This is a genomic window from Amycolatopsis speibonae (assembly GCF_042647925.1).
Lineage (GTDB): Bacteria > Actinomycetota > Actinomycetes > Mycobacteriales > Pseudonocardiaceae > Amycolatopsis > Amycolatopsis speibonae.
Window position 1 is genome coordinate 1 of record NZ_JBHRWK010000036.1, and the last position, 25,636, is coordinate 25,636.

The window sequence follows — 25,636 nt, forward strand, 5'->3', positions numbered from 1 at the left end:
CCAGCGCGCCACAGCTCCTGCGGCAGTTCGGGAAGGAAGGTCTCGGACACCTCTCCATAATACGCCACATCAGTCGAACATGTGTTCGTAATTTTAAGTGACAATGAAAACGGGGCATCGACACCTATAGAGTGATTTCGCCAGAGCGAAGCCACTACCCGCCGCAACACCAAGATCGCCGAAGACTCAAGGAAATCCCGACACGCACTCAAAACAGAACAGCACTAAGAACCTCGCGAGAGGCAAAGGTGAAAGGCATTCATCGGGGCTGTGTTTCGAAAGTGCAGGGAGTACTGGTGAAGCAGGCAGGCCTCAAGAGGTGAGCGTTTTCGTATAACGGTGACAGGGCACCGAAATCGGCCCATCGAAACCAAAGGCCAGGTTGTCGAACAAGCCCTCGTCGACCCATCCGCTCCGCTCGTAAAACCGCCGCGCCCGCGCGTTCCCCGGCGCCACGGCGAGCCAAGCGTGGGAATGGCCGCCGTCACCCACCCGGCGTTCGGCTTCCGCGAGCAGTGCCCCGGCCACCCCACTCCCGCGATGATCCGACGAGACGAAGACCTGTTCGACCTCGTCGCCGATGACCATCACGAATCCCGCCACCTCACCGTCCACCACGGCGACCGCGGTGTCGGCGATGCTCTGTTCGGCCCGTGTCCAGAACGACTCGCGGGTGCGGGCCCGCACGAGTTCGGCGGGAACGTGGCCGAGATGGCCGTCCTGCCAGCCGTGGTACCAGATGTTCGCGACGGCGTCGGCGTCCGTGGGGGTCGCCCGTCGAAGTGTCAAGGACATGACCCGAAGTCTAGGAAACCAGCGCGCCGATCCGCCGGTCCACCTCGTCCGCGCTCGCGTTCCCTGCGACGAGTGTCACCACCTGCTCGCCGTCGTCCGCCAGCAAGGTCGGGTATCCGGTGACCCCCAGGTCCCTTGCCCGCCGGAAGTCGGTCGCCGCGGAAACCCGGTCCAAGGCGGTCTCGACGGCGTCCCCGTCCAAGCCCGCCCGCTGCGCGACCACGCGGTACGTCGAGACCTCGGACAGGCTCAGACCGTCGAGATAGAAAGCCTCCTGCAGCAAGGCCGCGAGCCGCACCGCGCGGTCCGGCGCGACTTCGCGCAGCGCCGCCATGCCGCAGGCGGCCGCCTCGGAGTCCATGACGAACTCGCCGTCCGCGATGAGACGGTCGTAGCTGTCCCCGAACGGGGCGCCGGTCCGGCGGGTGATCTCGGCGTTGGCTCCCTGGACGTAGCCGAACTGCCGGATCGGCACGCGGCGCCCGCCGATGAACAGGCCGCCGGACACCACTTCGACCAGCAGGTCGGGATGCCGGTGCGCGACGTCGGCCATCGTGCGGGCGAACCCGTACGACCAGCCGCAGTACGCGTCGAAGACATAGATGAGCTTCATGACGAGACTCAACAATGCCTGACCAGTCAGATATTCCTACCGGAGCCGGGGGAGTGCGTCACGGGCGGAATGGCTCAGCGTCCGCAGGTCCAGCGCGAACCGTTCGCGGTGGTCCGCGGGCAGCGGGTCGAGGAAGAGCCGCTGGATGTTCTCGACGTGCACCCGCGCGGCCCGCACGGTCGTCTCCTCGCCCTTGTCCGTCAGCCGGACGAGTTGCACGCGGCGGTCTTCGGGGGCGTTGGACCGGACGACCAGGTCGAGTGTCGTCATCCGGTCGACCAGCCGGGTCGCGCCGCCGGTGGTCAGCACCTGCTCCTGCGCGATCGCGCGCATGCTCATCCCGGCTTCGCCCGACCTCCCGACGATCAGCAGGACCTCGAACATCAGGTGCGAGATCCCGCATTCGGCCTCCAGCGCGCGGCCGAGGAGGTATTCGAGCCGGTTCGCCGCGCCCATCATCCGGCCGAACGCGACCACGCGCGGATCGTAAGCGGCTTCTTTCGCCGTGGTGATGCCCATTTCAGCTCCCTGCCGACAAGGCCAAATAGACGTCGAGCTGTTCGGTGAACTCGGTCAGATCGGTGCCGAGCAGTTCGCTCGCCCGGCCGATCCGGTACCGCAACGTGTTGACGTGGACGTGCAGCGCTCGCGCGGCCCGCGTCGGCGAGCCGGAACATTCGAGGAAGACGCGCAGGGTGTGCACCAGATCGGTGCCCTGTTCGGCGTCGTAGGTCAGCAGCGGGCCCAGCACCCGCCGCCGCAACGCCGCCCGGAGGTCGTCGGGCGCGCCGGCCAGGAGCAGCCGGTGCATGCCGATCTCGCCGCCGGGGACGACCTCGATCGTGCCCGGCCGCATCCCCGCCACGGCCAGCGCGTAGCGCGCGACCTCTTTCGCGCCCCGCAGGACGGAAACCGGGGAGCGGTCGCTGATCCCGATCAGCACCCGGCGGCAGGGCAGCAGCGACTCCACTGTGGACAATGCGGCGGTGACAGCGGCGGGCCAGTCGTCCGGCCATTCGCCGTCGTCCTCGGCCAGCGCCCAGGTCGTCTCCCCGGCGGGCCCGACGAGGGCACCCGGTGGCAGCAGCTCGGTCAGGATCCCGCGTGCGGCTTCGGATCCTTCGGTGCGGGCGACGACGACGCGCAGATCGCCGCGCAGCCCGGTCGCGGTCAGTGCCGCGTGCGGATCGCTTCCCTCGTCGAGCGCGGCGAGCAACGGTTCGAGCACCCTGTCGGTGACCGCGCGGACCTCGTCCGCCCGCGTGCGCGCGAGCCCGATCAGCCCGGCGAGTTCTTCGGCGATCTCCGCCTGGGCGGCGGTCAGCGCGCCGCCGATCGCGAGCAGCCACGGCAGCGCGTGCCTGCCGCCGACCGGCCGGACGGAGGCGTCGTCGGCCTCCAGCGAACGTCCGCCCGCGGCCACGAACCGCCGTACCAGCTCCGTGGCCGTGGCCGTGGGCTCGACCCAGCAGGGGAGGCCGATCTCCGCGCGCGCTCGTTCCATCAGCGTTTCCAGCGACGCGTCTTCCGTCGCCGCTGAAAGCAAACGCTTGCGAGCGCCTTCCGCGGCCGCGGCCAGCGCCAGCACGACGCGTTCGGTGACGACCGAGAACGACAGGTCCGTCGGTACCTCCAGCAACGGAATCCCGTGTCGCGTGCAGGCTTCGACGAGGTCTTCGGGGATCCCGTCGGAATCCGCTCCGGATGCCGCCAGCGCCACGGCCCCGGCCTTCGCCAGCGCGGCGACGAAAGCCTCGGAATCACCCGGCCCGCGCCACCACAGCAACCCGCTCAGGACGAGTTCGCCCGCCGACACGTACCGCCCGGGATCGGGCAGTTCGGTGACGTAGATCCGGGACACCGGACGGTCGAGCAGAGCCTGCCCGGCGCGCACCCGCAAGCGCAGCCCGGGAAGAGCGAGCAGAGTTTTCACGGTCGTCATCAGGTTTGTAGGAAAGCACAAAACAGCCCGGCCGGGCAGGGGAGATTTCATGCTTCGGCACCGTTGCCGCCATACGGGCGCAGGGCGTCTACTGAGTCAGCCGTCACAGCACTCCGTCGAACCGAGGAGCCCGAGAGTGGATTTCCTGCGCCCCAGCTCGCTGACCGAGGCGCTCGCCGTCAAGGCCGAGCGACCCGACGCGGTGCCGATCGCGGGCGGTACGGACGTCATGGTGGAGCTCAATTTCGACCATCGTCGTCCCGGCGCGCTGCTCGACCTGAACCGCGTCACGGAACTCGCCGAGTGGACCGAGACCGACGGCGGGATCCGGCTCGGCGCGTCCGTGCCCTACGTCCGGGTGATCGCTGAGCTGGGTGAAGTTCTGCCCGCGCTGGCGATGGCTTCCCGCACCGTCGGCTCGCCGCAGATCCGCAACCGGGGCACCGTCGGCGGGAACCTGGGCGCCGCGTCGCCCGCCGGTGACACGCATCCCGTGCTGCTCGTGCTCGGCGCCGAGGTCGAGGCCGCGTCGGTGCGCGGGACGCGGAGGATCCCGGCCGAGGAGTTCTACCTCGGCGTCAAACGCAACGCCCTCGAACCCGACGAGCTGATCACCGCGGTGCATCTGCCCGCCGCCGTCGGCCCGCAGCAGTTCGCCAAGGTCGGGACGCGCAACGCGATGGTCATCGCGGTCTGCTCGTTCGCGCTGGCCCTGCATCTGGACAGCCGCGAGATCCGCGCGGCCGTCGGCTCGGCGGCCCCGACCCCGCGCCGGGCGACCGCCGCCGAAGAATTCCTTTCCGCCGAACTTCCCTGGTCCACCAAGGCGGCGATAGCGGATTCGGTCAAACGCCGGTTCGGCGAGCTGGTCTCGCAGGCGGCGTCGCCGATCGACGACGTCCGCGGCAGCGCCGACTACCGCAAGCACGCGCTGTCCGTCCTGGCGCGGCGAACGCTGACCTGGGCGTGGAACGACTTCCAGAAGGGTGAACGCGAGTGCGCGTGAACGTGACGATCAACGGCGAGTCCCGCCAGGCCGACGACGTCTGGGAGGGCGAGAGCCTGCTCTACGTGCTCCGCGAGCGGCTCGGTCTCCCGGGCTCCAAGAACGCCTGTGAACAGGGCGAATGCGGGTCCTGCACGGTGTACCTCGACGAGGTCCCGGTGTGTTCGTGCCTGGTCGCGGCCGGTCAGGTCGAGGGCCGCGAGGTCCGCACGGTCGAAGGGCTCGCCGAGGGCGACAAGCTCGACCGGGTCCAGCAGTCCTTTGTGGACGCGGGCGCCGTCCAATGTGGCTTCTGCACCCCCGGCCTCGTGGTGGCCGCGCACGATCTGCTCAACCGGGTCGAGAACCCCGCCGACGAGGAGATCCGCGAGGCACTGGCGGGCAACCTGTGCCGGTGCACCGGGTACGAGAAGATCCTCGACGCCGTCCGGCTCGCCGCGACCAGGGGAGAGACCGCGTGAAGACCGTCATCGAGAACGCCGCGATCGCCACCGTCGACGGCGCGGGCACCGAGCACGCCTCGGGTCACGTCGTCATCGAGAACGACCGCATCGCCGCGGTCGGCGCCGGGAAGGCGCCCGAAGGCGAGTACGACGAGCGCATCGACGGCTCCGGCCACCTGGTCACGCCCGGGCTGGTCAACACCCACCACCACCTCTACCAGTGGGCCACCCGCGGCCTCGCCGCCGACCACACGCTGTTCGAATGGCTCGTCGCGCTGTACCCGATCTGGGGCAGGCTCGACGCCGACATCACGCACGCGGCCGCCACCGCCGGACTCGCGCGGCTCGCGACCACCGGATGCACGACAGTCGCCGACCACCACTACGTCTTCCCGCGCGACGGCGGAGACCAGGTCGAAGCGCTCGCCGCCGCCCGGATCCGCGTCGGCGTGCGGTTGCACGTCGTCCGCGGTTCGATGGACCGCGGCGAGTCGCAGGGCGGGCTCCCGCCGGACAACCTCGTCGAGGAGACCGAGGCCGCGCTGCTCGGCACCGAAGCCGCGATCGACCGGTTCCACGACGCCTCCGCCGGCGCCCATCTGCAGATCGCGGCCGGTCCGTGTTCGCCGTTCTCGGTGAGCGAGCGGCTGATGACCGGCGCGGCGGAACTCGCGCGGCGCAAGGGAATCCGGCTCCACACGCATCTCGCCGAGACGATCGACGAGGAGAAGCAGTGCCTCGCCGAAGTCGGCTGCACCCCCGCCGAGTACGCCGACAAACTCGGCTGGCTCGCTGAAGACGTCTGGCTCGCGCACTCGATCCACCTCGCCCCGGAAGCGATCCGGCGCCTGGGCGCCACGGGTACGGGAGCGGCGCACTGCCCGACGTCCAACGGGCGGATCGGCGCCGGGATCGCCCCGGTCCGGCAGCTGCTCGACGCCGGGGTCGCGGTCGGGCTCGGCGTCGACGGCGCCGCGTCCAACGAATCCGGTGGCCTCGGCGAGGAACTGCACCAGTCGCTGCTGCAGGCGCGTCAGCGTGGCGGGCCGCGTGCGCTGACCACGCGCGAGGCGCTGTGGATGGGCACGATGGGCGGCGCGCGCTGCCTGGGGCGCCAGAAGGATCTGGGCTCGGTCGAGGTCGGCAAGCTCGCCGACCTCGCCGTCTGGGACCTGAACGGCCTGAACTACGCCGGGATCACCGACCCGGTCGCCGCCTTGGTGCTCGGCGCGACCCCGCCGATCGCGCGGCTGTTCGTCGGCGGCGCGACCGTGGTGACCGGCGGGACCCTGCGCGAGGAATCCGAAGACGAGATCGCCCGTGAGCTGGCCGTGGCCAGTGCCCGGCTGAGGGAGACGGTATGACCACCACTGAAGTCTCCAAGCAGACCACCGAAAACGGTGTGGGCGCGAGCCCGCTGCGTCCGGACGGCACGGTCAAGGTGCGCGGGGAGTTCGCGTACTCCTCGGACCTGTGGCACGAGGACATGCTGTGGGGCGCGACGCTGCGCAGCCCGCACCCGTACGCGCGGATCACCGGCGTCGACATCACCGAAGCCCTTGCCGTGCAAGGGGTCTACGCGGTGCTGACCCACGAAGACGTACCCGGCGTGAACAAGTACGGCCTGGAGCACACCGACCAGCCGGTGCTCGCCGTCGACATCGTGCGCTACCAGGGCGAGCCCGTCGCGCTCGTCGCCGCGGACCACCCCGAGACCGCGCGCCGCGCGATGAAGCGGATCAAGGTCTCCTACGAGGTCCTCGAACCGGTGACGGACTCCGAGAAAGCCGCCGCCGGCGAGGGCGCCGAGCTGCACCCCGGCGGGAACGTCGTGCGGCACGCCAAGATCCGCCACGGCGACCAGTCAGTGAAGGCCGACGTCGTGGTGTCGGGCGTCTACGAGGTCGGCATGCAGGACCAGGCCTTCCTCGGGCCAGAGTCCGGCATGGCGATCCCGGACACCGAGGGCGGTGTCGATCTTTACGTGGCCACGCAATGGCTTCACGTCGACCAGCAGCAGATCGTCGCCGCGCTGGGCCTGCCCAAGGACAAGGTGCGGCTGACGCTCGGCGGGGTCGGCGGCGCGTTCGGCGGCCGTGAGGACCTCTCGATCCAGGTCCACGCGTGCCTCTTGGCGCTGCACACGGGCAAGCCGGTCAAGATGGTCTACAACCGCGAGGAATCCTTCTACGGTCACGTGCATCGCCACCCGGCGAAGATGTACTACGAGCACGGCGCGGACAAGGATGGCCGGCTCGTTTATGTGAAGGCGAAGCTGTACCTGGACGGCGGCGCGTATGCCTCGTCCACCGGGGCCGTGGTGGCGAACGCGGCCACGCTCGGTGTCGGTCCGTACAATGTGGACAGTGCGTCGGTCGACTGCTGGGGTGTGTACACCAACAACCCGCCCTGCGGCGCGATGCGCGGCTTCGGCGCGGTGCAGGCCGGCTTCGCCTACGAGTCCCAAATGGACAAGCTCGCCGACGCCTGCGGGATCGACCCCGTCGACCTCCGGATCCTCAACGCGATGGAGGAAGGCAGTCTCATGCCGACCGGTCAGGTGGTCGACTCCGCCGCGCCGGTCGCGGAACTGCTGGAACGCCTGCGCGCCAAACCGCTGCCGGTCACGCACGAGGAGCTCGACCTGCGCCGGATGCCCGGCGGCGTCTCCAACACCACGCACGGCGAAGGTGTCGTCCGGGGTATCGGCTACGCGGTCGGCATCAAGAACATCTGCTTCTCCGAGGGTTTCGACGACTATTCGACGGCCCGCGTGCGGCTGCAGCTCGTCGGCGGCGAACCCGCGGCGACCGTGCACACCGCCGCCTGCGAGGTCGGCCAGGGGCTGGTCACGATCATGCAGCAGATCGTGCGGACCGAACTCGGCATCGAGCAGGTGACGATCCTGCCGATGGACACCACCATCGGCAACGGCGGTTCGACGTCGGCGTCGCGGCAGAGCTACGTCACCGGCGGTGCGGTCCAGGCCGCTTGCGTCGCGGTGCGATCCGGGCTGCACAAGCACTTGGCGGGCAGACTCGCCGCCGACGGGAAGCTGAAGGTCGTCGCGAACAAGGTCGTCTCCGTCGACGGCAGCGTGCTGGCGGACCTCGCCGACGTCCTCGGCGACGAGGTCTTCGACGAGACCGTGGAGTGGCGTCACCGTCCGACGACGCCCATCGATCCCGAGACAGGGCAAGGGAACGCGCATGTCCAGTACGGCTTCGCGGCACATCGCGCGGTCGTGGACGTCGACACCGAACTGGGGCTGATCAAGGTCGTCGCGCTCGACTGCGCGCAGGACGTCGGCAAGGCGCTCAACCCGCAGGCGGTGCTCGGCCAGATCCAGGGCGGCTCCGCGCAGGGCCTCGGGCTCGCGGTGATGGAGGAGATCCAGACCGTGGACGGGAAGATCCGCAACCCGTCGTTCACCGACTACCTGATCCCGACCGTGCTGGACATGCCGCCGATGGACATCGACGTCCTGGAACGGCCCGACCCCAACGCGCCGTACGGTCTGCGCGGGGTCGGCGAACCGCCGACGATCTCGTCCACCCCGGCGATCGTCGCGGCCATCCGCGCGGCCACCGGGCTCGCGCTGCCCCGTGTCCCGGTGCGTCCCGAACACCTCACCGGCACCTGACATCCGCCTTTTTTCGAGCTAGGAGCACATCCGTGGGTACCCGTCTGTCCATTTCGGAGTCCGACGAGCAGAAATGGCTCGCCGAAGCCGTCCAGCTGGCCACCACGAACGTCGAACGCGGCGGTGGCCCGTTCGGCGCGATGATCGTCCGGGACGGTTCGGTGCTGGCCACCGGGACCAACCAGGTGACGCCGACGCTGGACCCGACGGCGCACGCCGAGGTGGTCGCGATCCGCGCGGCCTGCCAGGCGATCGGCGACCACAAACTCGACGGCTGCGTCCTCGTGACCTCCTGCGAACCCTGCCCGCTCTGCCTTTCCGCCGCGCTCTGGGCGCGTGTCGGCAAGGTCGTCTACGCCGCGGACCGCCACGACGCGGCCGAGGCGGGCTTCGACGACCGCGAGTTCTACGACCTCTTTTCCCGCCCGCGCGAGACCTGGTCACTACCCGTCGGCCAACTGTCCCTTCCGGACTCTTTCGCGCCTTTCCAAGCCTGGCTGTCGAAACCCGACAAGAAGGCTTACTAGCATCTTCCCGCCCCACAACGTTGTGGAGTAGGCATGACCCAATTAGGTACAGAGCGTCCCCACCTGCCCCCGTCCGAGCCGGGGCGGCTGTCCGGGCTCGACCGCTGGTTCAAGATCTCCCACCGCGGCAGCACGATCGGCCGCGAGGTGCGCGGCGGGATCACCACCTTCGTCGCGATGTGCTACATCGTGTTGCTCAACCCGCTCATCCTCGGCGCCTCGGCCGACATCACCGGCGCCCGGCTGAGCACCGAGGCGATCACGACCGCGACCGCGCTGGCGGCGGGCGTCACCACGATCCTGATGGGACTCGTGGGGAACGCGCCGCTGGCGCTCGCTGCCGGTCTCGGCGTCAACGGTGTCGTGGCGTTCCAAATGGCGCCGACGATGACGTGGGCGCAGGCCTTCGGGCTCGTCGTCCTCGAAGGCGTCTGCATCGTGTTCATGGCGGTTTCCGGCGTCCGGGAACGGATCATCAACGCGATCCCGATGCCGCTCAAGGTGGCGATCACGGTCGGCATCGGGCTCTACATCGCGCTGGTCGGCCTGGTCAGCGCCGGATTCGTCACCCGGACACCGGACTCCGCGCAGTCGACGGTGCCGGTGCGGATGGGGATCGGCGGGCACCTCGAAGGCTGGCCGATCGCGATCTTCTGCCTCGGCCTGCTGCTGATGATCGTGCTCGTGAGCCGTCGCGTGCCGGGCGCGGTGCTGATCAGCATCGCCGTCGCGACCGGGCTCGCGGTGCTGGTCAACAGCGTGTTCCACGTCAAGGGCTGGGGACTGGTCGAGCCCAAGGTGCCCGACCAGGTCGTCGCGCATCCCGACTTCAGCCTGCTGGGGGACATCGATCTCTTCGGCGGCTTCGCGTCAGCGGGCGCTGTGACCGCGGCGGTCTTCCTGTTCACGCTGGTGCTTTCCGGATTCTTCGACGCGATGGGCACGATCACCAGCGTCTCCGAGGAAGCGGGGCTGACCAAGGACGGCAAGGTCGAGGGGATGGGCCGCATCCTGCTGGTCGACGGCGCCGGCGCGCTCGCGGGCGGCGTCACCGGTTCGGCCCCGAACACCGTGTTCCTCGAATCGGCCGCCGGTGTCGGAGAAGGCGCGAGGACCGGGCTGGCGAGCATCGTCACCGGTGGGTTGTTCACCGCCACGCTGTTCCTGACCCCGCTCGCGGCGGTCGTCCCGGCGCAGGCCGCGGCGCCCGCGCTGGTCGTCATCGGCGGGATGATGATGGCCCAGTGCGCGCGGATTCCCTGGCGTGACCTGGACTTCGCGATCCCGGTGTTCCTGACCATCGCGCTGATCCCGTTCACCTACTCGATCACCAACGGGATCGGCGCCGGGCTGGTCGCCTACGTGCTGATCAAGATCTGCAAGGGCAAGACCCGCGAGATCGGCTGGATCCTCGGGATCTTGGCCGCGGTGTTCGGGGTGTACTTCGGGATCGAAGGGATCATGTCGTGGTTCTGATGTTCCTCAACGGCGGCGGGATGCGCGGTGGACCGCTGCACGAGCAGTTGCAGGGCGCGCCGCTGTGCTGCGTGGCCCGCTCCGCGCCGAAGTACCACTACTTCTCCGTGGGCGACCGGTTTCCGGCGATGCACGAAGGCGGTTCCGGATCCGTCGTCGGTGAGGTCTACGACCTGCCGCTGGCGGTGTTGCGGGACCACCTCGTCCCCGTCGAACCGCCGGAACTGGAGCTGGGCGTCATCGAACTGGAGGACGGCGCGGCCTGCCTCGCCACCGTCCTGCGTTCGTCCTTTGTGGACTCCGGCGAGCTGACGGACATCACCTCCGTCGGCGACTGGCGGGCCTACCTGGCGTCCCGTTAGCTATCCGTGAAGGCCTCCTTCCCTACTTTCAGGGTAAGGAAGGAGGCCTTCACGGCAACGTCAGAGCACGAAGACGAGGTCGCTCGCCGCCGCGTGGAACATTTCGGGCGCGCCCGCGTAGAAGGCGCGCCAGACGCCGGGCTTGCGGTGGTCGGCCGAGGCCGCGAAGGCCCAGGTGGTGCCGTTCCAGGTGGCGTCGACCGTCGTCGCCGTGGTCCAGCGGTAGGTGCCGAACGAGAAGTACTGGAGTTCGACCGGGATCGGGTTCGCGGTGTACTGCCCGGGGAAGTCGATCGTGCCGGAGCCGGTCACGGCCTTGGCCGCGCCCCGGCCCGCCGCGAACGACGTGATCTTCGCCGGGTGGAGCACGACGATCTTCGGGGTGTCGGCGCGCGAGTTCGCGATCGCCGGGTCGGTGGAGAAGAAGTCGGCGTGGTAGTTGCCGGTGCGGATCGGGGTCAGGGTCGCGGTGTAGACGCCGGTGGCGTCGGTGACCGGCTTGGCCTGGGCTTCGCCGCAGAAGCCGTTGAAGCAGAACGAGATGCCCACCTCGGCCCCGGCGATCGGGGTGGCGTCGGCCTTGGTGAGCTTCCCGGAGACCGTGACGGTCTTCCCGGCGTCGATCTTGGTGCTGCTGGTGGTCGTGGTGAGGGTGGACGGCTGGACCTCGGCGGCGGTCGCGGGCACCGCGCCCGCGGTCAGCAGGGCGGCGGCCGCGATGGTGCCGATCACGAGCTTCCTGATGATCATGTGCTCCCCAAACGGATTCCGGTGTTGGTGACCGCTAGGTCGGCCGGAAGCCGTTGTGCGTTGCGGGGAATCTTCTCTGTTCAGCAGCCCGCCGTCGGTGCTTCACGCATCGGGGAGCAACGTGCGCGCGAGCGCGACGGACGACAGCCCCGCGACCTCGAGCGCTTCGGTGTTACGCAGCGATCGGCTCAACACGAACGCCCCTTCGAGGCTGTTCACCAGGGCGATCGTGAGCTGCCGGGAGGCCGCGGGTTCGAGGCCGTACTTGCCCAGCTTCGCGGCGCCGGTCTCGATCCAGGCCGTGAACACGTCGGCCGTCGCGATCCGCAGCTTCTCGTTGGTGCTGGCGACCTCGAGCGCGACAGTCGCGATGGGGCACGCGTCGGCGTAGTCGGTCTCCTTGAGCGTTTCGGCGGCGCCGGCGAAACACGCCTCGATCCCGTGGATCAGGTCCGGCTCGTCGGCGAAGAAGATCTCGAAAAGCGCGAGGTACATCATCCCGGAGGTGCGGATGACCTCCTCGCCGAGCTGTTCCTTGCCGCCGGGGAAGAAGTGGTACAGCGAGCCGAAGGGCGCTTTCGCGGCCTCGACGATCTGCTTCACCCCGGTGCCGGTGTACCCGTTCCGCCGGAGCAGCTCGGCGCCGGCGTTCACGATGCGTTCCCGCGTTCCTGTCACGCCCCCATGATAGAGCGTTCTATCTAACCCCTGAAACGTGAAAGATACTCACTTCTATTGTGGACGGAGGTGGGAACTTGTCAAGATCGGTCGGTAGTCCAACGACGGATCACGAGGTCGCCATGCGCCGTACCGCCCGACTTGTCCTCGCCACGCTGGTGGCAGTCGTCTCTCTAGCGAGTTTGGGGACACCGGCGAGCGCCGCCGAGACCCCGTCCTTCCGCAAGTACGTCGCCCTCGGCGACTCCTACACCGCGGGTCCGCTGATCCCGTGGCAGCAGGCGAGCTGGTGCTTCCGGTCGAACAACAACTACCCGGCCTGGCTCGCCACCAAGCTGGGGCTTTACTACAAGCCGGGCGCCTTCACCGACGTCAGCTGCTCGTCGGCGGACACCACGAACATGCTCAGCCCGCAGACCGTCCCCTCGCCGAGTCTCGCGCTCGGCTCGGCGCCGGCGCAGTTCGACGCGCTGACCCTGGACACCGACCTGGTGACCATCGGCATCGGCGGCAACGACTACGGCGTCTTCGGCAGCCTGATCGGTACCTGCCCCGAGCTGCGCGACGAAGACCCGACCGGTTCGCCCTGCAAGAAGCACTTCACGATCAACGGGACCGACACCCTGCTCGCCGCGCTCAAGAACACCCAGCGGAACCTCGAACGCGTCGTCAAGGGTGTCCGGGAACGTTCGCCCGCCGCCACGATCGTGCTGGTCGGCTACCCGCGCATCGTGCCGTCGAAGGGCTATTGCCCCAGCGTTCTCCCGTTCGCCGACGGCGACTACGCCTGGGCCGACGAGGTCGAGCGCGCCCTCAACAAGGCCGTCTCCACCGCCGCCCGGAAGCAAGGTGCCCGTTACGTCGACACGTTTGGGCCGAGCAGCGGTCACGACGCCTGCGCCGGGGACGCGGCCTGGGTGAGCGGCAAGGACACGAACCTCTTCCGCGCGGTGGCCTACCACCCGTACGCCGCCGGGATGAAGGCCGAGGCCGACCTGATCTTCAAGACGCTGGGCGGCACCGCCGCGGCGTCTGAGAAGGCGCCGGACGCGCGGAACGCGAGCACTCCGGGCGAACTCCAGCGCAAGGCCGCCGCGGCCGGACTTGTGCCGCGGTCCTAGCCGCCCTCAACCCTTGGTCCACCTTCCGGCGATACCTGCGGTCGATGTTCGCCGAGCGTGCCCGGCCTTAGCGTCGGGAGCCGTTGGGAATCAAGGGAAGAAGGGGGCAGGAGATGAAGCGGCTACTGACCGCCGGGGTGATCCCGGTGGTCGTGGGCGGGCTGCTCGCCGGAGCCGTGCCGGCTTCGGCGAGCACGCTGAACACGACGAACATCCCCGGGTACTACACCGGTCAGACACTGGATTGGCATCCCTGCGCGGCGGACGAACTGGTCACGTTGCCGCCGGGCACCGACATCGGCGGACTCGAATGCGCGTCCTATCGCACCCCTCGCGACTGGGACCGCGCGAACGAGCGGCAGGACTTGACGATCGCGGTCAGCAGGCTGAAGTCGACCGGGCTGTCGACGGCCTCGGTGCTGACCAACCCCGGTGGCCCCGGCGGTCCCGGGCGCTGGTTCCCGGTGACCTTCCGGGGGCAGGAGAAGCTGCGCGAACACCAGGACGTCATCGGCATCGACGTCCGAGGGACCGGCAAGAGCACCAACGTCACCTGCCGGGACACCGCCGGGCTCATCCAGCAGCTGGATCCGCGTGACCGCGATCCGCGCAACCTGGACCAGATCCTGGCGAACGCGGAGCACGTGGCCCGATCCTGTCAGAACGCCAACGGTGAACTCGGGCCGCTGATCACCACCTACCAGACGATCAAGGACTACGACCTGCTCCGGGTCCTGCTCGGTCGGGACAAGATCAACTGGATCGGTTACTCCGGCGGCACCTGGCTGGGCGCGCACTACGCGCAGCAGTTCCCCCAGCGGGCCGGACGGTTCGTGCTGGACTCGTCGACAGACTTCACCACCGACTGGCAGAAGACCTTCGACCGGCAGGCGGTCGGCTTCGAACGGCGCTGGCGGCAGGACTTCCTGCCGTGGATGGCGCGCTACGACGCCAAGTACCACTTCGGCACCAGCGGCGAACAGGTCCGCCAAACGTACGAGCGGGTCCGCTACGCCTTGTCCCGCAACCCGATGGACGGGAAGGGGCCGATGCAGCTCGAGTCCGTCATGGTCTACCTGCTGTACAAGAAGACGAGCTTTCCGGCGCTGGCCGACCTGATGGTCAAGGTCCGGGACGCGATGGAGAAGGGCGCGGCCCCGCAGGCCAAGGCCGCTCTCGACGCCGCGAGCGACTTCCCCGACGCGCAGGACGGGACGTTTTGGAACACCGTCTGTGGCGAAGGGCGGTTCGTCGGTACCCGCGAGTCGCTGATCCGCGACTCACAGCGGAACCTCGACCGAGGGCTGCTCCTGGCGGGTGGCGGCAAGCTGAACGCTTCGGTCTGCCTGTTCTGGGACAAGCAGCCGCGTCCGCTGCCGAAGCTGGACGGCAAGGGAGTGCCGCCGGTGCTGATCGTCCAATCCGAACACGACCCGGCCACGGCGATCGAGGGCGCCAGGCGGGCACACGCGGGATTCGCGAATTCGCGGATGCTGACCGTGACCGGTGAGGGTGACCACGGGATCTACGCGGGCGGCAACCCGGCCGTGGACAAGGTCGTGGACGCCTACCTGGTCGACGGGGTCGTCCCCGCCGACCAGAGCGTCACCGGGATGCCGCTGCCGACACCCTAAAAGGCGGCGAGGGTGTGCCAGGCCAGACCGGCGTCCTCCGCGTCATCGCGAAGGACCACACCCTCGATCAGGCCGTACGGACGATCGGCGGCGTAGAAGACCTCGTTGTCGTTCTTCAGTCCGAACGGCGACAGATCCACCAGGAAGTGGTGCTTGTTCGGCAGTGAAAGCCGGACTTCGGCGACTTCGCCGCGTTCCTCGAGCACAGCCTCTCCCATCGCGTACAGCGTCTGCTGCAGGGAGAGGCTGTGCTTGTCCGCGAAGGTCTCCAGCAGGATCCGCCGGACCTCCGCGTGGCTCGTCGCCCAGTCGATCCCGTCGCCCTGATAGCGCCAGCGCGCGGTCACGGCGGTCGCGAGGATCCGGTCGTTCGTCTCGGCCAGCGTCGTGTACTCGTCGCGCGGGAAGCCGTGGAACTCCGAGCCGGTCGACTTGAGCACGACGAGATCGTCCAAACCGGACACCACCCAGGCTTGATCGTCCTGAATGGTCACCGCCGTCGTCCGCTGTTCGCTGCCCGCCTGGGAGAACGCGTGGTCGTGGCCGGAGATGCGGTTCCAGCCGTGCTCCCCGATCAGGATCCGGGCACCGGAAATGTGCTCGAACGAGTCGACGAAATGCCGTCCGAGGCGCAGCGCGAAGTCCTCGATCTCGCCGACAGGGGACTCCTTGGCGAAGGCGTAGACGGTGTTCTTCTGGGTATCCGTCGCGACGACGTCGGCGTTGTCGCCGGTGAGGTGCGTGGCCGCGAGGTCGCCGCGCAGCGACGTCGAAACGGTGAGGTCCTTGAGGTGGTGCACGCTGCCCTCGCGCCGCACGGTGACGAGCCGGACTTCGGCCTTGCCGTACTGGTTGGGGCCCAGGGTGATGGCCACGGGCGATCAGCTCCCTCGATAGGTGGAATAGGCGAACGGGCTCAGCAGCAACGGCACGTGGTGGTGCTCGGTCCCGTCGGCGATGCGGAAGGTCAAGATGACTTCGGGGAAGAAGGAGTCCGGGCCCAGGTGGGCGCCGGTGTCGAAGACCAGCCGGTAGACCCCGGGTTCCAGGGTGTCCGGGCCGAGGTCGCGGATCCGGCCGTCGGCGTCGGTCCGCCCGTCGGCGACGGGTTCGCCCGCGCCGGTTTCGAGCCGGACCCCGACGCCCGCCGCCGGCCTTCCCGCGGCCGTGTCGAGGATGTGCGTGGTCACGAGGCTCATGCCGTCACCGCCTTCTCCAGCCGCAGCGCGGCGATCTTGGTCAGCTCTTGGCCGGCCACTTCGAGTTCCTTCTCCGGATCGTTCGAGAGTCTCGAACGCAGGTTTTCCAGCAGTTCGGCACCGCTCCGGCCGCTCGCGCACACCAGGAAGACATGTCCGAACGTCGCTTCGTACTCGGCGTTGGCCGCGGCGAACTCGCGCGCCGCGTCACCGTCCACACCGGACTGTTCCGAGCGCGACCAGCCCGCCTCGGTGCTCTTGCCGCCCGCTTTCTCCCCGATCCGGGGATGGGCGGCCATGGCGCGCCGGATCTCTTCGGGGCGCAACGGGGTGAGCGCTTCGGACGCGGCGAGCAGGGCGGCGACGTCGGCGTACGGGCGCCTGGCCAGCAGGGATTCCACCCAGCGCGGGACGTCGAGGCAGGCTGTCAGCGCCGGCCGGACGTCCTGAGCGGGAGCCTGGTCGAACTCTCGAATGGTGAGCGGCACGGGAACCGACGGTACGGCGACGATTCCCCTGTCGTCAACATTTTGTTGAAATAGCTCTTCAGTCTTGGTCTCGGTTGAGGTAGTTGTAGACCGTGAACCTCGTGACCCCCAGCGCCTCGGCGACTGTCGACACCGACTTGCGGAGGCCGAACGCGCCGCGTTCCTTGAGCAGTCGCACCGCGCGCTGCTTGGCGGCGCGGTCGAGAGTGTCGAGCTTGCCGCCGAGTTCGCGTTCGACGTCGCCGATGAGCCGGGCCAGCGCGCTGTGCAGCTCGACGGGGGGTTCGTTCGTGTCGTCGCCGACCTGCCGGAGCTGGAGGGTCACGCGGGTCGCGCCGCCGTTCAGCGCCGCCCTGGCGATGGCGGGGAGCGCGTCGAGCAGGGTGTCGGCGTCACCGCGGACGAGGGTGCCGAGCGGGCCGAAGTCGGCGGAGAGGCCCGCGCTCTCCGCCGTGTCACGGGCTTTGACGGCGTGCTCGGGTGGCGGACCCTCGCCGTGGAACGGTTCGCTGGTGAACTCGGCTTCTAACTGCACCAAGCGAAGGTAGCGCCGCTCCGGCTCGTTGACGAGCAGGGTGGCCGGAGTTAATGTCGGAGTGCGAAACCTCGATTCCACCTAGTGGAAATTGGAGGCTTTAGATGGACTTGGTGATCAAGGCCGCGCGAGCCGTGACGGCCGCCGGAGAGGTACCCGCGACCGTCGGTGTCGACGAGGGCCGCATCGTCGCCGTCGAACCCGCCGGGGCCGGCCTGGACGGCGATCGGGTGCTCGAACTCGGCGAGGACGTCGTCCTTCTGCCGGGTCTCGTGGACACGCATGTGCACGTCAACGACCCGGGCCGCACCGAATGGGAGGGTTTCGCTTCGGCGACCCGCGCGGCCGCCGCGGGCGGGGTCACCACGATCGTGGACATGCCGCTGAACAGCCTGCCGCCGACGGTCGACGTCGCGTCGCTGGAAGTGAAGCGCAAGACCGCGGAGGGCCGCGTGCACGTCGACGTCGGGTTCTGGGGTGGCGCGATCCCCGGCAATCTCGCGGATCTTCGTGGCCTGCACGAGGCCGGGGTGTTCGGCTTCAAGTCGTTCCTGCTGCATTCCGGCGTCGACGAGTTCCCGCCGCTGGACGCGCGCGGACTCGAAGAGGCGATGACTGAATTGCGGACCTTCGACGGCATGATCATCGTGCACGCGGAGGACTCCGACGCGATCGACCACGCGCCCGACCCGCACGGCGAGAAGTACGAGGACTTCCTGCACTCGCGCCCGCGCGGCGCGGAGAACGTGGCGATCGCGCAGGTCATCGAACTCGCCAGGAGGACCGGTGTCCGCGCGCACATCCTGCACCTGTCGTCCTCGGACGCGCTGCCGATGGTCGAGAGCGCGCGGCGCGACGGTGTCCGGCTGACCGCCGAGACCTGCCCGCACTACCTGAGTTTCACCGCGGAGGAGATCGGCGACGGCGCGACGCAGTTCAAGTGCTGCCCGCCGATCCGCGAAGCCGGGAACCGCGAACTGCTGTGGCAGGGGCTCGCGGACGGTGTCATCGACTGCGTGGTGACCGACCATTCGCCGTGCACGCCGGAGCTGAAACGCTTCGACAGTGGCGATTTCGGGCTCGCCTGGGGCGGGATCGCCGGACTGCAGCTCGGCCTGCCCGCGGTCTGGACCCAGGCCCGGCAGCGCGGGTTCGCCCTCGCCGACGTCGTCCGCTGGATGGCCGAGCACCCGGCCGCGCAGGCGGGGATGCGGCGTAAGGGACACCTCGCGCCGGGCTACGACGCCGACTTCAGCGTGTTCGCGCCCGACGACGCTTTCGTCGTCGACGTCGCGAAATTGAAGCACCGTAACCCGGTCAGCGCGTACCACGGACGCCCGCTCGCGGGCGTCGTCCGGAGCACGTGGTTGCGGGGGAAAGAGATCACCGGTGACGACCCGGCAGGCGTTCTGCTGACCCGGGGTGACTGCTGAGATGGAGGAGACCGTGAACGACCGTCCTGAGTGGACAGCCCTGCCCGACCTGGCCTCGCGGAAATTCGGCGGGACCGTGATGTGGGCGACGGACGAGTTGTTCGCCGAGAAGGAGAACCTGGTCAATCCGTGGGTGCCCGCGCATCGGACGGAGACCTTCGGGCCCAAGGGGCAGGTCTACGACGGCTGGGAGACCCGGCGGCATCGTGAGCCCGGCGACGACCAGGCCGTCGTCCGGCTCGGCCTGGCGGGCGCGATCACCGGCGTCGTCGTCGACACCGCGTTCTTCAAGGGGAACTACCCGCCGTTCGTCTCGGTCGAGGCGTGCGCCGTCGAGGGCTACCCGAACGCCGCTGAACTGGCCGGAGTGGACTGGGACGTGCTCGTGAAGCGCGGCGTGGCCGCGGGACACACGGAGAACTTCTTCGAGATCGGCGGGAGCAAGCGCTACACGCACGTCCGGCTGACCATGCATCCGGACGGCGGGGTCGCCCGGCTGCGGGTGCACGGCACGCCGATCCCGGATCCTCGCCTGCTCGACCTCGGCGCGCTCGACCTCGCCGCGCTGGAGAACGGCGCGGTCGTCACCGGGTGCAGCAACATGTTCTATTCCTCGCCCAACAACCTTTTCTCGCCAGGGCTCGCGGCGCATCAGGCCGAGGGCTGGGAGACGGCGCGGCGCCGGGACGACGGGAACGACTGGGTCACCGTCCGGCTGGCCGGGGCGGGCGTCGTCCGGTTCGCCGAGTTCGACAACAGCAACCTCAAGGGCAACGCGCCTGGTTGGGCGGCGCTGAGCGGCCGGGACGGCGACGGCGAGTGGGTCGAACTGTTGCCGAAGACGCGTCTGCAGCCGGACACGCGGCACCGGTTCGTACTGGCTTCGGGACCTGAAGTGACCGAAGTCCGTCTCGACATCTACCCCGATGGCGGGATGGCGCGCCTACGCCTCTTCGGAGCGCTTTCCGAGCGAGGCCGTGCCGATGTCGCCGCGCGCTTCGAGGGCGCTCAGGGCTGAGCGCCGGGCCGGTTCAGGTACGCGGAGAACAGCGACAGGACGATCCCGATCGAGAAGATCGCGGTGAGCCACCAAGCGCCGCTGATGGACAGGTTCCACACCAGGGCACCCGCCATGAGCACTGCCATGACGATGTTCCTGAGCTGCAGCGGCGTCGGTTTGACCATACCGCCACCTTCTCACGCGTCCGGATTTTTCGAAGCGGCGGGCAACCCCGTGGGTGTGACATGCGTAAGCGATGTGTCAACTTGTCACCCACGACTGGGGAGATCGAAGTGCCAGCCGAAACCCGAAGAATCCCGCGGCGGGGCCTCGCGCTCGTTGCCGCGTGCCTGGCCGGGAGCGCCTTGTTCACCGCTCCCGCGCAAGCGACGACGCCCGAAACCGTGGCGCGTGCGCAGAACAAACCGGTCGAAATCCTCTCCGAGCGTACGGAGAACTCGGCCACCTTCGCCAATCCCGACGGCTCCCGCACCACCCAGGTGCACGGTGGTCCGGTCCACGTCCGCCGCGGCGGCGACTGGGTCCCGGTCGACCTGACCCTGGTCAAGGGCGCGGACGGTCTCATCCGGCCGAAGGCGCATCCGCGGGACCTCGTGCTGGGAGGCGCGAGCGGGGATCTCGCCACGGTGCAAAGCAGGGACGGGAAGGTCACCCTGCAGTACCCGGGCAAGCTGCCCGAACCGGTGCTGACCGGTGAGGTCGCCACCTATCCGGAGGTCCAGCCCGGCGTCGACCTGCAGGTCAAGGCCACACGGACCGGGTTCGAGCAGTTCTTCGTCGTCAAGCGCCGTCCTGATCGTCCGCTGACCTTCGCCCTCCCACTGCGGGCCGCCGGGCTCACCACGCGCACCGACGCGGACGGGAACACGCAACTCGTCACCGCCTCCGGCGCGGTGGTGGGCAGCGTGCCCGCCGCCGAGATGTGGGACTCGCGGGTCGACCAGCGCAGCGGCGATCCGGCCGCGAAGGTGAAGGTCGGGAAGGTGATGTCCGCCAAGGAACGCGGCACCCTCGGCCTGGACGTGACGCCGGACGCGGGGTACTTCGCCGATCCGGCGCGGGCGTATCCGGTCATCGTCGATCCCGGTGTCTCGCTGTGGACGAACTTCGACACCTTCACGCAGTCGAACATCGCGGACACCGACCAGTCCGGCGCCACCGAACTCCGCATCGGCACCTATGACGGCGGAGCCACGAAAGCCCGGTCGTACCTTCACTTCGATGTGTCGCGATTCCGCGGCGCGGAGATCGAGTCGGCCACGTTGTCGTTGTGGGCCAACCATTCCTACTCGTGCTCGCCCCGCAACTGGGAGATCTGGGACACGGCGCAGGTGAGCACCGGAACCCGCTGGGCGAACCAGCCGCAGCCCTACACCCGCTGGGCGACGACGAACGCGACCCGCGGCTACAGCGCGACCTGCGCGGCGGACTGGGTCCGGACCCCGATCGCGAACCTGGTCGGCGCCTGGGCCGGCGCGGGGGTCACGACCGGTTCGATGGTGCTGAAGGCGGAGAACGAGGCGGATTCGTTCGGCTGGAAGAAGTTCTCGTCCAGCGAAGGCGGCAAGTCGCCGTACCTCGAGGTGACGTACCGGAACCAGCGGCCGAATCCCGCCGCCGGGCACGACATCTCCGACCGCGTCGACATCGGCGGTGTCACCCACACGAAGTCCCTCACCCCGACGCTGCGCTTCACGCCGACGGACCCCGACGGCGGCAACGTCACCGCGGTCTTCTACGTCTACGAGGGCGAAACGATGATCGGGGACTACTGGCAGTGGGACGTCCCGTCCGGCAGCACGGCGACCTGGACGGTGCCGCCGGGATTGCTGCAGGAGAACCACAGCTACCGGTTCCGGGCCACCACGTTCGACCCGGGCGGGGAGTTCGCGGACGACGCCTGGGTCTCGCTGCAAGCGGTGTCGAGCGGGCTCTACGCCGACGTCGCCGCGTGCGGCTGGAACAACGGGACCAAGGTGCAGCAGTGGCCGTCGAACGGCGCGGACTGCCAGAAGTTCTTCCCGTGGGGTACCGGTGACGGCTACTACCAGTTCCGCGCCAAGCATTCCGGGCAGGTGCTGGACAACACCGGCTGCAGCACGGCCAGCGGGAACCCGGTGACCACCTACGACCGGGTCGCGGGCGCGTGCCAGAAGTGGACGATCGAACCGCAGACCGTCGGCACGGGGGTCTACCGGTACGCCGTCCAGAACGCGGGCAAACTGCTGGACCAGGGCTGCACCGCCGCCCAGGGAGCGCCGCTGTTCATCTGGGACCGGATTCCCGGTCGTGGCTGCCAGAACTGGCGGATGCCGGTGTCCCCGGCGAACGGCGTCACCGTCGGGTGGCTGCCGTTCACGGTGAGCACTTCGGCGAAATAGCGGTCAGAGGCGTGGGTACAGATGGTCGTGAGTGGCAAGTCGCGTTAGAACGGCACTTGTCACTCACGACCACTGTGCCCCCCGTCAACAGCACCTGAACTAACCGAGCGCGGAACGAAGCCGCCGGTCCCGTTCTTCCGGTGTCTGCCGAGGACAGCTGGCGCATTTAGGATTGCCCGCTTCGTAGATCAGGCAGCAGGAAGCTCGGCGCACCACGGTGTTCCGCCCGATCCGGGAGAACCGCGGCTCCGGCATCCCGAGTCCGATCGCGGCCACGAGCGGCGCCGCCAGCGTGATCGCCCGTTCGGTGTCGCCGGTCCACAGGAGGCGGTTGCCGATCGAATCCGTCGCGATCGCGCCCAGCGCGCGCGGATTCGCCCCGGTGACGTCCGCGATCGTGCCGATCGCCGTGCCCAGCGTCGTGGCGAACGCCTCGCCGAGTTCGGTCAGGCCGCCGGTGAGGCCCCGTGACGATCGGGCTCCGGTGAAGCGGCCGTCGGGGACGAGGTCGATCGTGACGGCGTCGAGCGACGGGTCCAGAGGGGAGCCGTCGCGCACGAGGGATTCCACCGATGGGGCGACGAGGACCGAGGACAGCGAGTACCACCAGATCGTGCCGAGGACTTCAGGCCGTGAGCAACCGTAGAGTTTCGCGGCGCCACCGATGCGGGCGCTGACCCAGGCGGCGTCGGCGAGCAGGGTCGCGGGCGCCTCCATCAGGGCACCGGCCGGTACAGCGTGACGCTGAACGAGGTGGTGACCTCCACCGGGTCGGTGATCGCGTCGAGGCGTTCGCGGCGTCCGTCGCGGTGGAGGTGGTGCGCGCTCGGGCCCATTTCGACGACCTGGCGGATCTGGGCGGGTGACAGCGTCACCTGCTGGGTGACATCGCGCCGTTCCGCTCGGCTGAAACGCTCGCCGAGGGTTTCGGCCAGCCGCGCGTCCTTGCCACCGTCGACGGAGATCACCAGGTCGCCCAGTTCCCGGAGGTGCCCGGGGTTCGGCGTCGCGACGACCAGCAGCCCGTCCGCGGTCAGGACGCGGTGGAACTGAGGGGCGTTGCGGGGTGCGAAGACGTTGAGGATCAGTGAAGCGCTCGAGTCCGCCACTGGCCAGGGTTCCCACAGATTCCACACGGCCGCGCCCGCGCGCGCGTGTGCGCGGGCGGCCCGGCGCAGGGCGACGGCGGAGACGTCGAGCGCCAGTCCGTACGCGTCGGGGACGGCGTCGAGCACGTGCGCGAGGTAGTACCCCGTGCCCGCGCCGGCGTCGATGATCAGCCCGCTCTCGACATGCTCCGAAGCCACCTTCGCGAGGGCGTCGGCGAGAGGGAGATAGGCACCCGAAGAGAGGAGGTCGACGCGCGCCGCGACCATCGGCGCCGTGTCCGCCGTACCGGCCGGGATGCGCGCGTGCAGAAGATTGACGTAACCCTGCTTCGCTACGTCGAACGAGTGGCCCCGTCCGCAACGCACCGTGCGATCGGCTGCCCCGACCGGGCCACCGCAGACCGAGCACAGCAGCGACCGGACGATCTCCGGTGGCAGTGGGTCATTGCCGTGCTCATGCGCGTTCATGGGCATATTCGACCACGACGTTTCGCAACCGGACAGAACGCACCGGGTCACCGGAAACCTGCACGTAACAACGCCGTACCGACAGTTCACGCGGGTGAAACCTGAATCGCGGCCCGAGGAAACACCCCGGCCCAAAGATTCCTGCGCAGTACACCCCAGGCACGGGAGGAAGATTGTGCTGAACGCAGGAGACACGGCATGGGTACTGATCAGCGCCGCGCTGGTCATGCTCATGACACCGGGATTGGCGTTCTTCTACGGCGGCATGGTCCGCGCGAAGAGCGTCTTGAACATGCTGATGATGAACTTCATCGCGCTGGCCGTAGTCGGTGTCCTCTGGACGCTGTACGGCTTCACGATGGCGTTCGGCAACGACCTGGGCGGTGGGCTGCTCGGTAACTTCGATTTCGCCGGTCTCTCGAACATCTCCGGCAAACTCGCCGGGTTCGCGACCGCCGCGACCGACACCGCGCCCGAGGTCGCCTGGCCCGGCGCGGACGGGCTGCCGTTGTTCGCCTTCGTGATGTTCCAGCTGATGTTCGCGATCATCACGCCCGCGCTGATCTCCGGTGCCATCGCCGACCGCGCCAAGTTCTGGGGCTGGACGCTGTTCGTCGCGGTCTGGGTGACCATCGTGTACTTCCCGGTGGCGCACTGGGTGTTCTCGTTCAACGGCTTCATCGGCGCCGATTCGGTCGGCGGCTGGATCGCCAACCAGCTCAAGGCGCTCGACTTCGCCGGCGGTACCGCGGTCCACATCAACGCCGGTGCGGCCGGGCTGGCGCTCGCGATCGTGCTCGGCAAGCGCAAGGGCTGGCCCAAGGGCACCGGACGCCCGCACAACGTGCCGTTCGTGCTGCTGGGCGCCGCGTTGCTGTGGTTCGGCTGGTACGGCTTCAACGCCGGTTCGTCGCTGGCCGCCAACGACCTCGCCGCCGTCGCGTTCACCAACACCACCGTCGCGACCGCGGCCGCGATCCTCGGCTGGCTGATCATCGAGCAGATCAAGGTCGGCAAGCCGACCACCCTCGGCGCCGCTTCCGGTGCCGTCGCGGGTCTCGTCGCGATCACCCCGGCGGCCGGGTTCGTCAGCCCGCTGGGTGCCATCGCCATCGGCCTCATCGCCGGTGCCCTGTGCGCCTTGGCGATCAGCCTCAAGTTCCGCTTCGGTTTCGACGACTCCCTCGACGTCGTCGGCGTCCACCTCGTGGGTGGCCTCGTCGGTACGCTGCTCATCGGTTTCTTCGGCACCACCAGCGTCAACTCGCTCGGCGTCGACGGCCTGTTCTACGGCGGCGGCCTCGGCCAGCTCGGCAAGCAGGCAGCGGCGGCGGGCGCCGTCCTCGTGTACTCGTTCGTGCTCACCTTCGTCATCGGCTGGGTGATCAAGAAGCTCGGCGGGTTCCGCGTCAGCGCGGAGGATGAGGTCAGTGGTATCGATGAGGCCCAGCACGCGGAGAGCGCGTACGACTTCACCGGTTCGGGCGGCGGCCTCGGCCAGCCGACCGGCATCCCGGTCAAGGCGCCCACCGGACACGCGGCCACGAAACTCGAGGAGAGCAAGGCATGAAGCTGATCACCGCGATCGTCAAGCCGTTCACGCTCGACGACGTCCGTTCCGCGCTGGAACAGCTGGGCGTGCTCGGCATGACGGTCAGCGAGGTGCAGGGCTACGGCAGGCAGAAGGGCCACACGGAGGTCTACCGGGGCGCGGAGTACTCCGTCGACTTCGTGGCGAAGCTGAGGGTCGAGGTCGTCACTGACGACGCCAATGTCGAGAAGGTCCTCGACGCGATCACCACGGCCGCCCACACCGGCAAGATCGGCGACGGGAAGATCTGGGTGACGCCGGTGGAGACGGTCATCCGGGTACGCACCGGCGAGCGCGGCTCGGACGCCCTTTGACGCTCGGCGTGCGCCGCGTCTTGGAATCGACCAGAACGGCGCTTCGCCCGAAGGGCTCGCTAACGCGGAGGCGGGTCGCCGTACAGCTGAAGGTGAGGAACACATGC

27 protein-coding genes are annotated in these 25,636 nt (G+C 68.9%); 14 read left to right on the top strand and 13 right to left on the bottom strand.

Annotated features, from left to right (window positions below; genetic code table 11):
- Positions 1-312 precede the first annotated feature (312 nt).
- Genes ACFOSH_RS23130 through ACFOSH_RS23145 form a run of 4 tightly spaced genes read right to left on the bottom strand, consistent with a single transcriptional unit; the run spans position 313 to position 3,350 of the window.
- Positions 313-795: a GNAT family N-acetyltransferase gene (locus tag ACFOSH_RS23130; protein ID WP_378241126.1), complete on the bottom strand. Its 483-nt coding sequence runs from the start codon at positions 793-795 to the stop codon at positions 313-315.
- Positions 796-805: 10 nt separating this feature from the next.
- Positions 806-1,408: a DsbA family protein gene (locus tag ACFOSH_RS23135; protein WP_378241127.1), complete on the bottom strand. Its 603-nt coding sequence runs from the start codon at positions 1,406-1,408 to the stop codon at positions 806-808.
- Between the two features lie 36 nt (positions 1,409-1,444).
- The gene (locus ACFOSH_RS23140) at positions 1,445-1,927 is read right to left on the bottom strand and encodes a MarR family winged helix-turn-helix transcriptional regulator (protein ID WP_378241128.1); all 483 of its coding nucleotides are present in this window, start codon (positions 1,925-1,927) and stop codon (positions 1,445-1,447) included.
- Between the two features lies 1 nt (position 1,928).
- Positions 1,929-3,350 (bottom strand): PucR family transcriptional regulator, encoded by a 1,422-nt coding sequence (locus tag ACFOSH_RS23145; RefSeq protein WP_378241129.1) that lies wholly within the window; start codon positions 3,348-3,350, stop codon positions 1,929-1,931.
- A gap of 136 nt (positions 3,351-3,486) precedes the next feature.
- Between ACFOSH_RS23145 and ACFOSH_RS23150 the strand changes: the two genes are divergently transcribed.
- Genes ACFOSH_RS23150 through ACFOSH_RS23180 form a run of 7 tightly spaced genes read left to right on the top strand, consistent with a single transcriptional unit; the run spans position 3,487 to position 10,807 of the window.
- The gene (locus ACFOSH_RS23150; RefSeq protein ID WP_378241130.1) at positions 3,487-4,356 is read left to right on the top strand and encodes an FAD binding domain-containing protein; all 870 of its coding nucleotides are present in this window, start codon (positions 3,487-3,489) and stop codon (positions 4,354-4,356) included.
- Positions 4,347-4,817 (top strand): (2Fe-2S)-binding protein, encoded by a 471-nt coding sequence (locus ACFOSH_RS23155; protein ID WP_093938252.1) that lies wholly within the window; start codon positions 4,347-4,349, stop codon positions 4,815-4,817. The genes ACFOSH_RS23150 and ACFOSH_RS23155 overlap by 10 nt, the downstream gene beginning before the upstream one ends.
- Positions 4,814-6,163: an 8-oxoguanine deaminase gene (locus tag ACFOSH_RS23160; protein ID WP_378241131.1), complete on the top strand. Its 1,350-nt coding sequence runs from the start codon at positions 4,814-4,816 to the stop codon at positions 6,161-6,163. Before ACFOSH_RS23155 ends, ACFOSH_RS23160 begins: the two co-directional genes overlap by 4 nt.
- A complete protein-coding gene (gene pucD, locus ACFOSH_RS23165; RefSeq protein WP_378241132.1) occupies positions 6,160-8,442 on the top strand; it encodes a xanthine dehydrogenase subunit D in 2,283 nt (760 codons plus the stop codon). Before ACFOSH_RS23160 ends, pucD begins: the two co-directional genes overlap by 4 nt.
- 32 nt (positions 8,443-8,474) lie before the next feature.
- On the top strand, positions 8,475-8,969 hold the full coding sequence (locus tag ACFOSH_RS23170) for a nucleoside deaminase (RefSeq protein ID WP_378241133.1): 495 nt from the start codon (positions 8,475-8,477) through the stop codon (positions 8,967-8,969).
- Positions 8,970-9,002: 33 nt separating this feature from the next.
- Complete coding sequence (locus tag ACFOSH_RS23175) at positions 9,003-10,445, top strand: NCS2 family permease (RefSeq protein ID WP_378241134.1); 1,443 nt, start codon at positions 9,003-9,005, stop codon at positions 10,443-10,445.
- Complete coding sequence (locus ACFOSH_RS23180; RefSeq protein ID WP_378241135.1) at positions 10,436-10,807, top strand: allophanate hydrolase-related protein; 372 nt, start codon at positions 10,436-10,438, stop codon at positions 10,805-10,807. Before ACFOSH_RS23175 ends, ACFOSH_RS23180 begins: the two co-directional genes overlap by 10 nt.
- 60 nt (positions 10,808-10,867) lie before the next feature.
- On the opposite strand, the gene ACFOSH_RS23185 is transcribed toward ACFOSH_RS23180, so the two are convergent.
- Entirely contained in the window at positions 10,868-11,557 is a 690-nt protein-coding gene (locus ACFOSH_RS23185; protein WP_378241136.1) for a hypothetical protein, read from the bottom strand.
- 102 nt (positions 11,558-11,659) lie between these two features.
- Positions 11,660-12,235, bottom strand: a complete 576-nt coding sequence (locus ACFOSH_RS23190; RefSeq protein WP_449224191.1) for a TetR/AcrR family transcriptional regulator — start codon at positions 12,233-12,235, stop codon at positions 11,660-11,662.
- 122 nt (positions 12,236-12,357) lie between these two features.
- On the opposite strand from ACFOSH_RS23190, the gene ACFOSH_RS23195 reads away from it, so the two are divergent.
- Positions 12,358-13,356: an SGNH/GDSL hydrolase family protein gene (locus ACFOSH_RS23195; RefSeq protein ID WP_378241137.1), complete on the top strand. Its 999-nt coding sequence runs from the start codon at positions 12,358-12,360 to the stop codon at positions 13,354-13,356.
- A 113-nt stretch (positions 13,357-13,469) separates the two neighbouring features.
- Positions 13,470-14,990 carry an alpha/beta hydrolase gene (locus tag ACFOSH_RS23200; RefSeq protein ID WP_378241138.1) on the top strand — a complete coding sequence of 507 codons (1,521 nt, stop codon included), beginning with the start codon at positions 13,470-13,472 and terminating at the stop codon, positions 14,988-14,990.
- On the opposite strand, the gene pucL is transcribed toward ACFOSH_RS23200, so the two are convergent.
- Genes pucL through ACFOSH_RS23220 form a run of 4 tightly spaced genes read right to left on the bottom strand, consistent with a single transcriptional unit; the run spans position 14,987 to position 17,212 of the window.
- Positions 14,987-15,865 carry a factor-independent urate hydroxylase gene (gene pucL / locus ACFOSH_RS23205; RefSeq protein WP_378241139.1) on the bottom strand — a complete coding sequence of 293 codons (879 nt, stop codon included), beginning with the start codon at positions 15,863-15,865 and terminating at the stop codon, positions 14,987-14,989. The genes ACFOSH_RS23200 and pucL overlap by 4 nt on opposite strands.
- Positions 15,866-15,871: 6 nt before the next feature.
- Entirely contained in the window at positions 15,872-16,189 is a 318-nt protein-coding gene (gene uraH, locus ACFOSH_RS23210) for a hydroxyisourate hydrolase (protein WP_378241140.1), read from the bottom strand.
- Entirely contained in the window at positions 16,186-16,677 is a 492-nt protein-coding gene (gene uraD, locus ACFOSH_RS23215) for a 2-oxo-4-hydroxy-4-carboxy-5-ureidoimidazoline decarboxylase (RefSeq protein WP_378241141.1), read from the bottom strand. Before uraD ends, uraH begins: the two co-directional genes overlap by 4 nt.
- A gap of 58 nt (positions 16,678-16,735) precedes the next feature.
- On the bottom strand, positions 16,736-17,212 hold the full coding sequence (locus tag ACFOSH_RS23220; protein ID WP_378241142.1) for a helix-turn-helix domain-containing protein: 477 nt from the start codon (positions 17,210-17,212) through the stop codon (positions 16,736-16,738).
- A gap of 104 nt (positions 17,213-17,316) precedes the next feature.
- Between ACFOSH_RS23220 and allB the strand changes: the two genes are divergently transcribed.
- Together allB and alc are read left to right on the top strand one after the other, a co-directional pair.
- Positions 17,317-18,645, top strand: a complete 1,329-nt coding sequence (gene allB, locus ACFOSH_RS23225; protein ID WP_378241143.1) for an allantoinase AllB — start codon at positions 17,317-17,319, stop codon at positions 18,643-18,645.
- 1 nt (position 18,646) lies between these two features.
- A complete protein-coding gene (gene alc / locus ACFOSH_RS23230) occupies positions 18,647-19,663 on the top strand; it encodes an allantoicase (RefSeq protein ID WP_378241144.1) in 1,017 nt (338 codons plus the stop codon).
- Here alc and ACFOSH_RS23235 read toward each other — a convergent pair.
- The gene (locus tag ACFOSH_RS23235) at positions 19,654-19,830 is read right to left on the bottom strand and encodes a hypothetical protein (protein ID WP_378241145.1); all 177 of its coding nucleotides are present in this window, start codon (positions 19,828-19,830) and stop codon (positions 19,654-19,656) included. The two genes, alc and ACFOSH_RS23235, sit on opposite strands and share 10 nt — an antisense overlap.
- A 108-nt stretch (positions 19,831-19,938) precedes the next feature.
- Here ACFOSH_RS23235 and ACFOSH_RS23240 point away from each other — a divergent pair, with 108 nt between their 5' ends.
- The gene (locus ACFOSH_RS23240) at positions 19,939-22,047 is read left to right on the top strand and encodes an RICIN domain-containing protein (protein ID WP_378241146.1); all 2,109 of its coding nucleotides are present in this window, start codon (positions 19,939-19,941) and stop codon (positions 22,045-22,047) included.
- A 99-nt stretch (positions 22,048-22,146) separates the two neighbouring features.
- On the opposite strand, the gene ACFOSH_RS23245 is transcribed toward ACFOSH_RS23240, so the two are convergent.
- Both ACFOSH_RS23245 and ACFOSH_RS23250 read right to left on the bottom strand, forming a co-directional pair.
- Positions 22,147-22,764 (bottom strand): (2Fe-2S)-binding protein, encoded by a 618-nt coding sequence (locus tag ACFOSH_RS23245; protein ID WP_378241147.1) that lies wholly within the window; start codon positions 22,762-22,764, stop codon positions 22,147-22,149.
- Positions 22,764-23,624, bottom strand: a complete 861-nt coding sequence (locus tag ACFOSH_RS23250; protein WP_378241148.1) for a putative RNA methyltransferase — start codon at positions 23,622-23,624, stop codon at positions 22,764-22,766. Before ACFOSH_RS23250 ends, ACFOSH_RS23245 begins: the two co-directional genes overlap by 1 nt.
- Positions 23,625-23,799: 175 nt before the next feature.
- Here ACFOSH_RS23250 and ACFOSH_RS23255 point away from each other — a divergent pair, with 175 nt between their 5' ends.
- On the top strand, positions 23,800-25,194 hold the full coding sequence (locus ACFOSH_RS23255; protein ID WP_378241149.1) for an ammonium transporter: 1,395 nt from the start codon (positions 23,800-23,802) through the stop codon (positions 25,192-25,194).
- Positions 25,191-25,529: a P-II family nitrogen regulator gene (locus ACFOSH_RS23260; protein ID WP_005154745.1), complete on the top strand. Its 339-nt coding sequence runs from the start codon at positions 25,191-25,193 to the stop codon at positions 25,527-25,529. Before ACFOSH_RS23255 ends, ACFOSH_RS23260 begins: the two co-directional genes overlap by 4 nt.
- The last annotated feature ends 107 nt before the right edge of the window (positions 25,530-25,636 follow it).

Excerpts from the sequence above, each read along its gene's own strand:
- ACFOSH_RS23130 (WP_378241126.1), bottom strand. The coding sequence starts at position 795 with ATGTCCTTGACACTTCGACGGGCGACCCCCACGGACGCCGACGCCGTC.
- ACFOSH_RS23135 (WP_378241127.1), bottom strand. The coding sequence starts at position 1,408 with ATGAAGCTCATCTATGTCTTCGACGCGTACTGCGGCTGGTCGTACGGG.
- ACFOSH_RS23140 (WP_378241128.1), bottom strand. The coding sequence starts at position 1,927 with ATGGGCATCACCACGGCGAAAGAAGCCGCTTACGATCCGCGCGTGGTC.
- ACFOSH_RS23145 (WP_378241129.1), bottom strand. The coding sequence starts at position 3,350 with ATGACGACCGTGAAAACTCTGCTCGCTCTTCCCGGGCTGCGCTTGCGG.
- pucD (WP_378241132.1), top strand. The coding sequence starts at position 6,160 with ATGACCACCACTGAAGTCTCCAAGCAGACCACCGAAAACGGTGTGGGC.
- ACFOSH_RS23175 (WP_378241134.1), top strand. The coding sequence starts at position 9,003 with ATGACCCAATTAGGTACAGAGCGTCCCCACCTGCCCCCGTCCGAGCCG.
- ACFOSH_RS23185 (WP_378241136.1), bottom strand. The coding sequence starts at position 11,557 with ATGATCATCAGGAAGCTCGTGATCGGCACCATCGCGGCCGCCGCCCTG.
- ACFOSH_RS23195 (WP_378241137.1), top strand. The coding sequence starts at position 12,358 with ATGCGCCGTACCGCCCGACTTGTCCTCGCCACGCTGGTGGCAGTCGTC.
- ACFOSH_RS23200 (WP_378241138.1), top strand. The coding sequence starts at position 13,470 with ATGAAGCGGCTACTGACCGCCGGGGTGATCCCGGTGGTCGTGGGCGGG.
- uraH (WP_378241140.1), bottom strand. The coding sequence starts at position 16,189 with ATGAGCCTCGTGACCACGCACATCCTCGACACGGCCGCGGGAAGGCCG.
- allB (WP_378241143.1), top strand. The coding sequence starts at position 17,317 with ATGGACTTGGTGATCAAGGCCGCGCGAGCCGTGACGGCCGCCGGAGAG.
- alc (WP_378241144.1), top strand. The coding sequence starts at position 18,647 with ATGGAGGAGACCGTGAACGACCGTCCTGAGTGGACAGCCCTGCCCGAC.
- ACFOSH_RS23235 (WP_378241145.1), bottom strand. The coding sequence starts at position 19,830 with ATGGTCAAACCGACGCCGCTGCAGCTCAGGAACATCGTCATGGCAGTG.
- ACFOSH_RS23245 (WP_378241147.1), bottom strand. The coding sequence starts at position 22,764 with ATGGAGGCGCCCGCGACCCTGCTCGCCGACGCCGCCTGGGTCAGCGCC.
- ACFOSH_RS23250 (WP_378241148.1), bottom strand. The coding sequence starts at position 23,624 with ATGAACGCGCATGAGCACGGCAATGACCCACTGCCACCGGAGATCGTC.
- ACFOSH_RS23260 (WP_005154745.1), top strand. The coding sequence starts at position 25,191 with ATGAAGCTGATCACCGCGATCGTCAAGCCGTTCACGCTCGACGACGTC.